General features: G+C 40.5%; 10 protein-coding genes. 5 read left to right on the forward strand and 5 right to left on the reverse strand.

The genetic code is table 11. From position 1 onward, the window contains the following. Positions 1-592 precede the first annotated feature (592 nt). A complete protein-coding gene (locus FNC98_RS11825; protein WP_185967950.1) occupies positions 593-1,246 on the reverse strand; it encodes an excalibur calcium-binding domain-containing protein in 654 nt (217 codons plus the stop codon). Between the two features lie 194 nt (positions 1,247-1,440). Between FNC98_RS11825 and FNC98_RS11830 the strand changes: the two genes are divergently transcribed. Genes FNC98_RS11830 through FNC98_RS11840 form a run of 3 tightly spaced genes read left to right on the forward strand, consistent with a single transcriptional unit; the run spans position 1,441 to position 4,891 of the window. After that, entirely contained in the window at positions 1,441-2,925 is a 1,485-nt protein-coding gene (locus FNC98_RS11830; protein ID WP_143581435.1) for a CHASE2 domain-containing protein, read from the forward strand. A gap of 18 nt (positions 2,926-2,943) precedes the next feature. Beyond that, the gene (locus FNC98_RS11835; protein WP_143581436.1) at positions 2,944-3,315 is read left to right on the forward strand and encodes a hypothetical protein; all 372 of its coding nucleotides are present in this window, start codon (positions 2,944-2,946) and stop codon (positions 3,313-3,315) included. Next, positions 3,308-4,891, forward strand: coding sequence for a M48 family metalloprotease (locus FNC98_RS11840; protein ID WP_185967951.1), 1,584 nt, complete (start codon positions 3,308-3,310; stop codon positions 4,889-4,891). Before FNC98_RS11835 ends, FNC98_RS11840 begins: the two co-directional genes overlap by 8 nt. Positions 4,892-5,065: 174 nt before the next feature. Here FNC98_RS11840 and FNC98_RS11845 read toward each other — a convergent pair whose 3' ends face one another. Next, positions 5,066-5,425 carry a hypothetical protein gene (locus tag FNC98_RS11845; protein WP_143581438.1) on the reverse strand — a complete coding sequence of 120 codons (360 nt, stop codon included), beginning with the start codon at positions 5,423-5,425 and terminating at the stop codon, positions 5,066-5,068. Between the two features lie 728 nt (positions 5,426-6,153). Between FNC98_RS11845 and FNC98_RS11850 the strand changes: the two genes are divergently transcribed. After that, positions 6,154-6,912: a DUF1643 domain-containing protein gene (locus FNC98_RS11850; protein WP_221932886.1), complete on the forward strand. Its 759-nt coding sequence runs from the start codon at positions 6,154-6,156 to the stop codon at positions 6,910-6,912. Positions 6,913-7,454: 542 nt separating this feature from the next. Here the strand turns inward: FNC98_RS11850 and FNC98_RS11855 are convergent. Further along, positions 7,455-9,446 (reverse strand): acyltransferase family protein, encoded by a 1,992-nt coding sequence (locus FNC98_RS11855; protein WP_143581439.1) that lies wholly within the window; start codon positions 9,444-9,446, stop codon positions 7,455-7,457. Positions 9,447-9,782: 336 nt separating this feature from the next. Between FNC98_RS11855 and FNC98_RS11860 the strand changes: the two genes are divergently transcribed. Further along, positions 9,783-10,430 carry a PEP-CTERM sorting domain-containing protein gene (locus FNC98_RS11860; protein WP_143581440.1) on the forward strand — a complete coding sequence of 216 codons (648 nt, stop codon included), beginning with the start codon at positions 9,783-9,785 and terminating at the stop codon, positions 10,428-10,430. Positions 10,431-10,631: 201 nt separating this feature from the next. On the opposite strand, the gene FNC98_RS11865 is transcribed toward FNC98_RS11860, so the two are convergent. Both FNC98_RS11865 and FNC98_RS11870 read right to left on the reverse strand, forming a co-directional pair. Then, positions 10,632-12,053, reverse strand: a complete 1,422-nt coding sequence (locus tag FNC98_RS11865; protein WP_143581441.1) for an undecaprenyl-phosphate glucose phosphotransferase — start codon at positions 12,051-12,053, stop codon at positions 10,632-10,634. 164 nt (positions 12,054-12,217) lie between these two features. Then, the gene (locus FNC98_RS11870) at positions 12,218-13,387 is read right to left on the reverse strand and encodes a nucleotide sugar dehydrogenase (protein WP_143581442.1); all 1,170 of its coding nucleotides are present in this window, start codon (positions 13,385-13,387) and stop codon (positions 12,218-12,220) included. Between the last annotated feature and the right edge of the window lie 25 nt (positions 13,388-13,412).

The raw sequence follows: 13,412 nt of genomic DNA on the forward strand, positions 1-13,412 counted from the left end.
TTACCCGGAGATGACGAAGCGACGCTCTCTTCCACCTTCCACTTCCACCTTCCACCTTCCACCTTCCACTTCCCCCGTCATTTCCAGCCACGACTGGAAATCAAAGCCAAGACTAAATCCTGAGATCTCCAGTTACCCGGAGATGACGACGCGAGACTCACTTCCACCTTCCACTTCCACCTTCCACCTTCCGCTTCCCCCCGTCATTTCCAGCCACGACTGGAAATCAAAGCCAAATCCGAAGGTATTAACGAAGTTAACCGTTTTAACCCGAAATGAATCTTCGATTCATGCACGGTTCAAGATCTGACCCCCACCATGTCGCGAGATTTAACTATTCGCGTTAAATCTCGAAGTGCACAGTGCACAGTGCACAGACAACAGAATTCAGAAAGAGCATACTTGCCAAGATTTCCGTAGTCTGCAGTCTGCCACCTGAATTTATAATTTAAATTCTAAACTGCCACCTAACGCGATTCATTTATCGCGTTTGACACCTGATTGGAATCACAGAATCCAATCTGACACCTCACTCTTTCATGCACGGTCAAGACTTGCCCCCTCAGTTTTGACCCCACATGCTATTGAAGAATCACCAACGGGAATCGTTTTCACAGGGCTTACCATCATGATCACCATCCATCTTGGTATTCGGGCAATGGCGGATAAAGAATAACGCTTCTTCATAAGAGCGCATTTGTGAGCAATGCTGGCGACCATCGCACGTAAATTCCGGTTCATCAAATATTGAGCGCTGAGCTTGTCGTGGTTTTGCGGGTTGAGTGTCCTGCGATACTGCCAATTGCTGTTCAATTTGGCTTGGCTCATCGCTAATTGTCGTTGTGCTGCCGCCTATATAAAGCTGATAGGCATCGATTGCGACAAATACTAACGCCAGAAAAATGATTGAACGCACAGTGCGGGCGAATCTACTATCTGACTTACCCGAGTAACTGCGCCTATGTCGCGTAGGTCGCTTATGTTGAATGCCCTGAGGCTTTGTAGATTTCGCCATCACCCCTTCTATGCGCCCGGAAGAAGCTCTAAGCTTTCCTCCCGCGTCCTCAATTACTGTAACGTGTACATAGTCGCCTTGCTTTGGCTCGCGGCTCATGTGTTTTAACAGGCTAATATGGAGAAACACATCTCTTGGTAATTCATCGACGTTAACAAAGCCAAAGCCTTTATCTTCATTCCAGTTTTTTATTTTGCCACGGTAAGTTTTCTGACTATCAATTCCGTTCATTACAGCTTCCATTTACATAAATCGGTGGGACTTTGTGATATTAACATGAAAAGAATTAAGTTCGAATCCAGATATTGTTCAATGATTCTAAGCGAGTAGGTTCTTCGATAAAGAGATGATGTAAGTAGCACGGTTCAAGGCGTTTGAACACAATATCAAATTGAAATATCAGATAGCTACACTATTGTTATATTTTGTTAATTGAGGATACCAAGATTAAATTTTCAGCCCTGAATTATAGTAAAATAATGTCTCCGCTAAAAACACTGTGCTTAGTGGCGATTATTTTGCTCGATCCTCTAGGGCTCGTCACTGCTACAAATCAAGCGTCGTCCAATTTTATCGACCGAATTAAGTCCGTTTACTACTCAAATTATGGCCAACATAATGTTGTGGTTATATTCATTGATGATGAGTTTTTACGTAACACGAACGAAACTTGGCCGCTTAGTTATCAACAGCAAGCGGTCTTGTACCGAAGAGCCCTGAGTCTTAAGCCACAAGCGTTGTTTATCGATTTAATTTTTGCTCAAGATCGCAGTGAGGAAGGCGATGAGCTTTATAAATTGAATGCGCTTTTTCGTGACTACCATTCGAAATTTAATATTAAGACCTTTCTCGCAGACCTCGATAGTGCAAACAGTACGTCTCAATTTTTAAATAATTACCCTTACAAGGGACTGGTAGCCTGGTCAGGGTACAAAAATCAATACCCGTTACTAAAAGGTAATCAAAAAACGGCAGCCTTTATTTTGTATCAAGAATACTGTAAGAACTTCGGGTGTAATTTCGATCCTTTCTATTTTCAACAGCCATTGCATGTTCAATGGGGATTCAACTTCTCCGATAAACAACAGTACTTTACTAAAACGTCAAATTGCAAACCAAAAGAGTCCATTACAAATTCGTTAACCAATTTATTCATCTCCGATATGTTTTGGCGTTTTCAAGAAGATAAGTTCATCCAGAATTGTCCGTACACGCTGACCATTCCGGCATCTCTACTATTGAGTAGAGATGAGCAAGTGAAAAAAAGCTTAAAAAAAGCATTAACCAATAAAATTGTGTTGATAGGAGCAAGTATTGATGGGGCCAAAGATCTGGTTCATTCTCCTGTACACGGAAAAATTGCCGGCGTTTTCTATCATGCTATGGCGCTGGATAATCTGATCTCTTATCGTGAAAATTACACCAGAATGGCTCCTGAAGTATTTTATCAATATAACGTGTTAGAGATCTTCGAAATACTACTGGTACTGTATATTTGGTATTTTAAAAAACGAATATTACATCAACGAAACAGCGACGAAAACTACGAAGGCAATAGCAAAATGAATTCTGTAGTCCCTAGTAACGAAAGCTCTCAAGGAAGTCGCAAAGGTAGTCCCGAGGAAAAAAGTCCAAATAATTCCGTGAACATAGGCCATGCAATTTCTGATCCTCAGGAAGAAGCGGTTCATTGGATAATCTTTAATGACTTACGTTGGAAAACGCTGAAAAAACACCGTGCATACCCGATGATATTAACCATTTTACTGATCCTATTTATTACCGTTTGCTTCATGATTTTTACGAATTACGGAACGATAAACTTTATTGGTCTATTATTGTTGTCGATATCGTTAACGATAGAGTTTTTGTTTAAACCGATGGTGTTCTCTAACCCTGAGCAGGGTTAATTTCCCAGAGGAGGATTTATGTTTAGAACACTCTTGTTGAGTCTAGGTTTACTCGTATGCCACTCGCTCTTGGCGCAAGAGAAATTAAAAGCACTTGAGTACTTGAACGATGTTTTTCTTACCTATGATGAAAAAGGCATTCCTACCGGAGAAGTTAACCTAGATGACTTACCGAAAGACCCCGAAGATCTCAAAATCTTAGCATTTGACGTTGAAAACGATTTACTGCAAGTCGAGACGGTAACACAGCAGCCAGTTTGGATTGATACCTATGATTTAGAATTAAATTTAAAGAAAGGCGTGATTATTCCATGCCCTGAAAACCCTAAATCAGAAAAAGACGATAGTAAACAAGCAGGCCTATTAGGTTATGGGGAGTCTTGTGATTAAACTCCATACTTTATTGCTTATCACTGTTACCCTGAATATTGCCTCTTGCAAAACACTCGAGGGTGCCAAAGGCGCTTTGACCAATCTGGTTGGAAATGAATCTTATAATGACTTTCAGGGAAAACTAATTGATCAACCGCATATTCAAGCGCATCGAACTAAAAACCTAGACGTTCAGGATCCTAACCTGGCGTTAAGCTATTCCGGTGAAAAAATCCCAACTTCCCATGTTCGTCGTCACACTATTGTAGAGGCACCAACCTTACAGCGTTACGTTCAAGCTATCGCCAACAAATTAGCCAACGCCTGGTCCGACTCATCAGCGAAAACCAATGTGATTATCACGAACAGTTTTGATTACTCAGTCGCGGTGGACGCACGTGGTAATATTTTGGTGCCTATCGGCTTTATTTTCAATGCAGAAAGTGATGACGAAGTGGCGATGATGTTGGCTCATGAATTGAGTCATTTATTTCTAAATCATCATGCACGGGCAGAGTCGTTTGAAGAACAACAGGAACAGGTCGATACCCTGGCGTTTTTAGTGCAAAAGGCAAACATCCTCAAAGACAGTGAGTTAATTGATACATCTTCGGGGACAGAGCTCAAATATGAACCTACACAACAAGGTCAGAAAAATATTGAAAAAGCGTCTTATTATGCGAACTTGATCAATACTTTTTCTAATGATATCTGGAGTACAGCTTGGGGAAGAAAACAAGAAGAGGAAGCAGACTTACTGGGCATGGATCTAGCAACTCAGGCAGGCTATTCACCACGAGCCAGTAGAACGTGCTTGCAACGCTTGGACAGCATTCAAAAAACCAAGCAGGGTCACTTAGAGCAGTTATACAACCTAAAGCTATCCGCCATGGGAAATGCTATTGAAACTTTGGATATTGGGACCATGCAAACCGAAATTGACAGTACCAAAGAGCAACTGCTGGGAGCTGCAGCCAATACGGTTACAGATTGGTTTAAAGAAACTCATGAAGATCCGATAAAAAGAGAGTTAGCGCTACGTCATTATGTAAAGCGAGAGCACGCTCAGCACCTTAGACGACGGGTTGATAACGACTCCTGGGAACAAATTCGCAATGCTGACTTTATTCGAGAATTGCAGATATCTTATCGGGCAGCCCGCAACATTAATGTTTTTTTAGCGGATGATAAACCTGAACAGGCTAAAGCCTTCGTCGATCAGCTATTGCAATCTGATATACATAATCAGCCTGGACTTAGCGAAGCGTTGTTCAATTACTATCAGTATATAAACAATCCCAAACTTGCTGAGCAACACCTACTGAACATCAATGAATGGTCATTTGCAAGCGTGGATACTTATCGCAAAGCCATTGAGGTCTATAAAGTCAGGAAAGATTATAACAACGTCATTAAATTTGTTGATTCCGCGAAAGACACTTTTAACAATGACGAAATATTTCTATTAGAAGAAATCCTTGCAGCCTATCAGGTTAACGATACTCAGAGATTAGAAAGTGCATTATCTGCCTGTAAAGACTATCCAGATAAAGTACCTGATTGTCAGGAGTTTGAGACGAAAGTCGATTTTTAAGAGCAGAATTAAAAATGGGCTAAGCCTTAACGTTTGCAAATAGCTGGCTAAGGATGGAACTGACAGAAAACGTCAATGGTGGATAATTAAGGATTAAGGTTCGCCCCCTTCCATCAGCGCCGGTAATATCTCGGGAATATCCGCCCCTGCAAGGATAACGTGTTACCCATACACTTAATTATCTTTTGTACTTTGATAATGTTTCGCCGAAAGTTTCGATAAATAGCTGAACAGCCGGGCAGCAAAATAGCTTGCGAAAGATAACATTAGCCAGAAACTAAAATTGGATTCATCCTCGTACTCAGATAGGGCAACGATCTCCCCCCACATGCCCTTATAAAAGAGAAAATATCCAAAACTAAACACCGAGGCCACTGCCAAGAGCTCTAACAACGTTGAAAGCGACCCCTTGGGTTTTTCATTATCAAAAATGACCGTAGGGAATATTTGTACTTCCATAAGCCACATTAGTATATAGAACAGGAGTTTTAATGAGAATACCGCAACAATTATCCCGATGATGGCATATATCATGGCGCACCCAGTATGTATCGTCTGTTTAATCAAGGATTCTGCTAAGTAACTATAGTCGGGTTTTAATGCGATATCGGTTAGCAAGACCTTAGCACTGCAACCAATTTAAATTGACGACTATCAACTTCGGATACGACAACCAATGACTTGGATTCATCCTCGTACTCAGATAGGGCAACGATCTCCCCCCACATGCCCTTATAAAAGAGAAAATATCCAAAACTAAACACCGAGGCCACTGCCAAGAGCTCTAACAACGTTGAAAGCGACCCCTTGGGTTTTTCATTATCAAAAATGACCGTAGGGAATATTTGTACTTCCATAAGCCACATTAGTATATAGAACAGGAGTTTTAATGAGAATACCGCAACAATTATCCCGATGATGGCATATATCATGGCGCACCCAGTATGTATCGTCTGTTTAATCAAGGATTCTGCTAAGTAACTATAGTCGGGTTTTAATGCGATATCGGTTAGCAAGACCTTAGCACTGCAACCAATTTAAATTGACGACTATCAACTTCGGATACGACAACCAATGACAGCACTTTCTAAAATTGGCAGGTATTGGCGAGAAGAACAACAAAGAAAAATATGAGAAAGGCTAAACAACTGTTAAAAAATCTGACATCCCCATATTGGCTCTATTGCTTGAGTGGTTAATTCAGTGACCGTAGAATCGCGCCTATAATTCAACATCAAGCGGAAACTTAAAGGCGTATGGTTATGGCTGTCACCTGTACTCGAAAAGTAAAACAAACCAAATTCCGGATGGACGGGGTGAGTGGCTTGCTAACGCTGCATGATAATGGCACCGTTGCGGTTAGTCAGTCGCACAAAAATATCTTTACCGGCTTAGATTATCTGGAAGTGGGAAGTTACTACGAGATCAGAAAGCCGGATACGAAAACGATGACGGTTATATGGGACAGATTGTTTGGGATACCTACTGACGTACAAGTTAGTGTTCAGGAGCGGGTATCTGGGGATGCGACGATTTCATCGTGTGGCGATTATCGTTATCTATTAGATCGGCAAATAGATCCTAATGGTAAAACGGTTATCGCGTATATCGGCATGAACCCGTCAACGGCGGATGCAACGACCGATGACAATACTTTAAAGAATTGGCAGGCATTTGCGAGAAGATATGGTGCGAAGAAAATACTGGTGGGGAATTGTTTTGGGTATCGCTCAACCGATGTAAAAAAGCTTTCACATGTACACGATCCGATAGGCCCGGAGAATGATCACTACCTTGAAAAAATCATCGAACAAGCCGACATACTTGTTCCCTGTTGGGGTTCCAAGGAGAAGTTAATAACGGCATTGCGCTATAGACTGGAAAATGTGCTCAAACTGCTTATTGATTCAGGAAAACCGGTCAAAGTGTTAGGGTTTACCGAGTCAGGCGATCCTCGGCATCCCCAAGGCATATCTTACGATACCGAGTTTATTGATTACGTTGTCGGAAGTAAGAAATAGCAAACAGTTTACAGTGAGCGAAACGAGCTGAAGCCTAGGTGCAAAACAGACGCTACAAATGAACTAATAAAAATTACCCAGTGAAAATGAAAAAGCCCACCCATAAAGTTGAGCTTCCTGCACGGTTCAAGACTTGACCCCGAGTTTTGTCTGGTCTCGTAATCAACTGAGAACTAAGGCTCTCCCAAAGCGACAATTCGAAATGGAATTTCGAACATCGAAAACGCATAGTTATGGCTTCCCATTGACACCTGTCAAAAATTTTAATTTTAGACAGACACCTAACGCGACTCTTGTGTCGCGTTTGACACCTGATTGGAATCACAGAATCCAATCTGACACCTCACTCTTTCATGCACGGTTCAAGACTTGACCCCGTATATCCACCCCGTCATTTCCAGCCACGACTGGAAATCAAAGCCTTAACTCTCGTTAAACAATTTCCTCTTTGCTGCGCCCTATAATCGAAAAAAGCCCAACCCTAAAGTTGAGCTTATTGCACGGTTCAAGACTTGACCACGTAGTTTAATACTCGTGATTTTTTAATTGCCTTGAGAAATGCCTTTTGTATCTTGATTGATATCTACCCAAATTTTTTCGAACATGGGGATTAATACTTTATTACCGGTTTCATTTAAGTGGTTATCATCATAATACAGTGGAACACCTTGTTTCACTGCGAAACAGCTGGTGTCATCACACAAATATTCGGACGGATCTAACAAGTTAACATTAAATGTTTCCGCTGCGTTTTCATATAAACCATGCATAAATGCGTTACGCTGGCCGTATTCATGCTTCGTAATAAACAGTGATGTTTCTTTGATACCTGATTTTAGTTCGCGAGCGTAACTCTGGGGGATATCTACCGAATATTCAGGAACCGCTTTGACGATGTAAAGCTCTCGATTTGTTGATAATCTCTTAATTGCCATATTAAAGTGCGCTTCAAATTCGTCATATAAAATTTGAATATGATCATTATAAGGCTCATTAAAGTATACCAAAGGACCATCTAGCCTAATTTTCATGGGGTTTGTTTGATTAAATAGTGCAACAGATGGTCTATTTACAATAACAATAGGAACCTCAGGATATTCGCGGTTGAGCCTTTCAATTTGATTATCGACAAATTCCCCGCATTGTGAATCAGGAATATCTCTGCGTTTTATACCTGGGATTGTTGAGCAAGCAGAATAGCCAATGAAAAGAATTTGGCCACTCGTATATCTTAACATTGCTGACTCTATGGCTGTAACCATTGAATTTGCATGGGAATCACCCAAAACAATTAATTTAATGTCTGTTCCGACGCCGTATAAACAATCAGAAGGAGTAACCCCCCTTAAAACAAGGCATTCACTGGTTCTTGGATTTCGGTCATTAGCCTGAGTTTCAGCCAGAAATACCGCTTCATCAAAACGGTTTGGCATTCCGTCATTATAATTTACGATTATGCTGACCAATAACACAGGGGAAACTAAGCCAAATAGGCGTCCCAATTGATGAAGCCCGGGAAAACTTTTATCTGATAAATTTCTTTTAATTAACTTCGAATTGCACTCAATATATTTCCACGAAAAATATCCCAGTACAAATGACGCTACAATACCCATCATAATCCAGATAACTGAATCTAAATTCTGGTAAGTTAAAAATACAACGATTGGCCAGTGCCAAAGATATACAGAATATGATATTTTACCCAACCAAGCAGAGCCAAAGTTATTGGTGAATACGCTATCTTGACGATTCGCCCAGATTATGAGCGCAGTAGATATTGTCGGTAACAAAGCCCCATACCCAGGCCAAGCATCATTTCCAGAGAATAAATAAATACTCAGCCCTAATCCCACTAACCCCAAGAAATTTAGGCTCTTACTCCAAATAATTAGCTGTTTGAGAGGGTATAGAAATACTAACCCGCCGAGGAGCATTTGCCATGCCCTAGAGGGTAACAAATAAAACGCTGAATTGGCCGACTTATTCGTCAACCAAAACGACAATCCGAGAGATATTAAAAAGCCAATGACTACTAGGATTTTAATATTATTTTTTGACAAGCACCTAAACGCGATAATCAATACCACCGGGTAAAGGATATAAAACTGCCATTCCACAGACAACGACCAGGTGTGCAATAACCACTTAGAATGTGAAGCTAAGTCAAAATAACCACTTTCACGCCAGTATGTAATATTTGAAACAAACCCCAAGCTCGCTATGACATGCTCGCTTAACGTTTTATATTCACTCGGTAGCAGAAGAAAATAACACCCCACAACTACAATCGCACACATCGCTGTCAAAGCCGGTATTATTCTAATCGCTCTGTCAGTATAGAAGTTCGTGAGTGATAACTCATTTCGAGTCTGCCGATGAAAAATAATCCTTGTCATTAAATAGCCGCTAATAACAAAGAAAATATCTACACCGATAAAGCCTCCTTGGAACCCAAACACTCCAAAATGAAAAAGTAATACGGATAAAACGGCTACTGCTCTAAGTCCGTTTATGTCGTTCCGAAATTCCATTTATAACTGCCTTAAAGTAATTGTAATGAGTAATTTACGCTAGACATTAGCGATTGGGTCTAAATATTACAATGACTGCTCTCTAATAAAAACCCTAGAAGCATAGTATTCACAACTTTTTTTCGCTGTCAGTTTTTTTTACAAATCTACGAAATTGCAAAATTTACAAGAAATCAAGGCTGTTCCTAATCCCCTGAATTAGAGTACTTTTTTAAATGAGGTAATGTCGTTGGCGTGATTTATGCATTGATACGCATAGTTTCGTAGTAAGAGTATTCGTTTCTGCTCTAGTAAGAATAACTTGTAGTAAATGCACACTCATTTTGGAGCCAACACATGAAGAAATTTACCGACCTTTTAAAAGTTGGGTTACTCTCAACTTTACTTGCTTTACCGACCTTTGCTAACGCAGAATTGATTAAACTTTTGGATTTTACGGAAACCGCTGAAGAGGATGAAGGGCCGGTTCCGGGTGTATTCACGTTCGAAGACTTACTAGGTATATCGGGTTTTGATGTTACGTTTACAACAATTGGAGGGGATTTTCATTGGTTAGATGCCGGTTCTGGTTTAGGGGTCTGTAAAACCGATGATTGTAACAACAACTCAGATGACAACATAAATGTCGGTGAAGGGATTACTTTTACTTTTACATTAGATGGCTCACCATTCAATGTTGATGACATGACCTTGTTGTTTGTAGGACACGAGAATGAAGGCGGAATTATGGAGTCCATCGTAGAAAAAGTTCCCGGACAATTCGTTACAATTGACAATAATAGCCCTATGTTCACATACTTGGGCACAACAGATACGTATCCCATGAGCGTAGTTTCTGGAGAACTTTATTTAGGTTCAGTGTGGATCAGCAATGAACTTCTTCCTCCTCAAAGTATTCCAGAGCCAGGTAACCTTCTTCTTTTCTTGAGCGGTTTAACTGGAATATTAATAGCTCGTAGAAAAAGTCAAACGGATATAAAGTAAGTATAGTGTAGAGGGGTAAGATAAAAGGATTGCTTGCTTCCGCTTAGATGCACTACCGTAAAAGAAAAACCAGCTCAATTGAGCTGGTTTTTTATTCAAAACAAGAAAGTAATTTAATACTTCACCACTTTCACCTTCTAGCTGACATTTCGTTGATGTGACCCTGAGTTTCTTTTATTCCTCACCCCTCGTCATCGCACGTCAGTACGCATTCTTATTCACAAATCCTTTAAAAATTGTCATTACGATAATTTTCAGGTCCCAGTAAATTGACCAGTTATTGATATAATCAAGATCGAAATCTATTCGTTTTTGCATCTTATCTAGGGTGTCGGTTTCACCACGCCAACCATTAATTTGTGCCCAACCGGTAATACCGGGTTTCACTTTATGACGAAGCATGTATCCGTCAATTAGTTGTCGGTACTCTTCATTGTGCGCTACTGCATGGGGCCTGGGGCCTACAATTGACATACTTCCCTGCAGCACATTGATAAATTGTGGTAATTCATCCAACGAGGTGCGGCGTAAAAACGCTCCCAGCGGGGTTATTCTCGAATCGCCCTTTGATGCCTGCACGACTTTATTGCCATTATCTCCGATGGCACCGTTTTGATGGATTTTCATCGAACGAAACTTCCAAACCTGAATGGCTTTGCCATCCATTCCGTAACGGTTTTGTCTGAAAAATACTGGGCCAGGAGATGTCCATTTTATCGCAGCACTGATCAACAATAAAATTGGAGAAACCAGCATTAAGATAATTGCTGACAGGACAATATCGGAAATGCGTTTTACCACCCGATTGCCGCCTTCCATTGGCGTATCATAAATTGAGATAATGGGCATTCCGTTTAAATGCCCCATACGAGAATTTAACAATTCAAACGAAAACATATCAGGTACAAAAAGTACTGAGCAGGTTGTATCGGCAAGTTCGGCAACAATTTTTTTGATAAATGCGTCATGACGCATTGATAAAGCGATATACACTCTGTCGATTTTAACGCGCTTAGCATCGTCGATAAGATCCTGTGAATTTCCTACAATCTCAAGGGTTTCCCCCGAAATCTGCATAGCTCCTGTTCGCACATCATCATAAAAAGCCGCTACTTTTAAGCCCAAACTTGGCGAGGTAATAATGTTATCTGCCAGCTTCCTACCGGTTTCCCCTGCGCCAACAATAACCACATTACGCTGGTTATAGCCTTTACGGCGCATAAATCGAAGAAATTCTCGTAAACTAAATCGAGACAACGCAAAGTAACCTAATTGCAGAAAGAACCAGAACAACATGGCTTTATCATACATGACCGAAGATTCGACCAATGCATAAAAACAGCTGAACCCTATTGCGAAACTGACTAACCAATATTTACCACACTTGAATATTTCTGTGGCAATGCTCTCACCTCGCATCGATAAGTATAGGCCTCTAAAACTGGCTATAAACTGAAATACGATTGCCGCAACTGCCGCGCTTAACATAAAGCGCAAATCGAAACTTAATTGATTGGTTAGGTATGTCGCCAATACAAAGCTAAGTGGGATCGATAAGATATCTAACAGGTGATTACAGAAGGTTACGAGTGTCGAGTGACTTTGAAGAATACCATGCTTCATAAATACTACTTCTTTTTGCTATCTCACAACTACAATATAAAAAATAACAGGCTAGAACAAGAGATGATCAGGAGTCAAACTGGTAAGGAATAAGATGGAACGATGCTGCCCCTTGATACGTAACTTGATTCCTTGAAGCCATAAGCCCCTCGCCCCCTATTTTCCTAATCCGATCCAAACAAATCGCGAGTGTAAACCTTGTCTGCAACATCGAACAGCTCATCGGCCATTCGGTTTGAAACAATAACGTCGGCTTGCTGCTTAAAAGAATCAATATTCGTAATCACAGGGGAATTGAAAAATTCGGTTTGCTTTAATACTGGCTCATATACAATTACATCAATACCCCTCGCCTTAATACGTTTCATGATGCCCTGTATTGACGATGCACGAAAGTTATCAGAATGAGCTTTCATGATTAAGCGATAGATACCCACAACTTTGGGACTTCTTGCAATGATAGAATCAGCAATAAAATCCTTACGTGTTCTATTGGCATCGACAATGGCTTGGATCATATTATTAGGCACATTCTGATAATTTGCTAACAATTGCTTGGTATCTTTTGGCAAGCAATAACCGCCATAACCAAAGGACGGATTGTTGTAGTGACTACCTATTCTTGGATCTAAACTCACCCCTTCAATGATCGAACGAGTATCCAAACAATGCGCTTCTGCGTAAGAGTCTAATTCATTAAAATAGGCTACGCGCATCGCCAAATAAGTATTTGAAAAAAGCTTGACGGCTTCTGCTTCCGTGGAATCGACAAACAACGTATCAACGTCTTTTTTTGTTGCTCCCTGAATTAACAACCTAGCAAACTGTTTAGCGCGTTCCGTTTTTTCACCAACAATAATGCGGGACGGATGAAGGTTATCATAAAGAGCCTTACCCTCTCTCAAAAATTCAGGAGAAAACAATATATTTGAGGTATTCAACGCTTTACTAATACGCTGAGTATAACCAACAGGTACCGTAGACTTTATAATAATCACCGCATCTGGGTTAATATTGATCACATCTTTTATTACGGCCTCAACGGAGTCTGTATTAAAGTAATTAGTTTCAGGATCATAATCCGTGGGTGTTGCGATAATAACAAAATCGGCACTTTCATAGGCCAATCGTTTATCTAACGTAGCTCTAAAATTTAAGTTTTCAGTTGCCAGAAACTGTTCTATTTCATCATCGACAATAGGCGACAGCCTATCATTTAACAGTTCCACCTTTCTGGGAACAATATCAACCGCAACCACGTCATTATGTTGAGCGAGCAATAGTGCATTAGATAATCCAACATACCCGGTACCGGCTACTGCAATTTTCTTCATTCAAATGATCCTTTTCTATTTGAGA

Origin of the sequence: Thalassotalea sp. PS06 (genome assembly GCF_007197775.1) — a bacterium.
Lineage (GTDB): Bacteria > Pseudomonadota > Gammaproteobacteria > Enterobacterales > Alteromonadaceae > Thalassotalea_A.

What these genes read in the sequence shown, in the direction of transcription:
- FNC98_RS11865 (WP_143581441.1), bottom strand. Translation starts at nt 12,053, where the DNA reads ATGAAGCATGGTATTCTTCAAAGTCACTCGACACTCGTAACCTTCTGT.
- FNC98_RS11850 (WP_221932886.1), top strand. Translation starts at nt 6,154, where the DNA reads ATGGCTGTCACCTGTACTCGAAAAGTAAAACAAACCAAATTCCGGATG.
- FNC98_RS11825 (WP_185967950.1), bottom strand. Translation starts at nt 1,246, where the DNA reads ATGAACGGAATTGATAGTCAGAAAACTTACCGTGGCAAAATAAAAAAC.
- FNC98_RS11860 (WP_143581440.1), top strand. Translation starts at nt 9,783, where the DNA reads ATGAAGAAATTTACCGACCTTTTAAAAGTTGGGTTACTCTCAACTTTA.
- FNC98_RS11845 (WP_143581438.1), bottom strand. Translation starts at nt 5,425, where the DNA reads ATGATATATGCCATCATCGGGATAATTGTTGCGGTATTCTCATTAAAA.
- FNC98_RS11855 (WP_143581439.1), bottom strand. Translation starts at nt 9,446, where the DNA reads ATGGAATTTCGGAACGACATAAACGGACTTAGAGCAGTAGCCGTTTTA.
- FNC98_RS11870 (WP_143581442.1), bottom strand. Translation starts at nt 13,387, where the DNA reads ATGAAGAAAATTGCAGTAGCCGGTACCGGGTATGTTGGATTATCTAAT.
- FNC98_RS11835 (WP_143581436.1), top strand. Translation starts at nt 2,944, where the DNA reads ATGTTTAGAACACTCTTGTTGAGTCTAGGTTTACTCGTATGCCACTCG.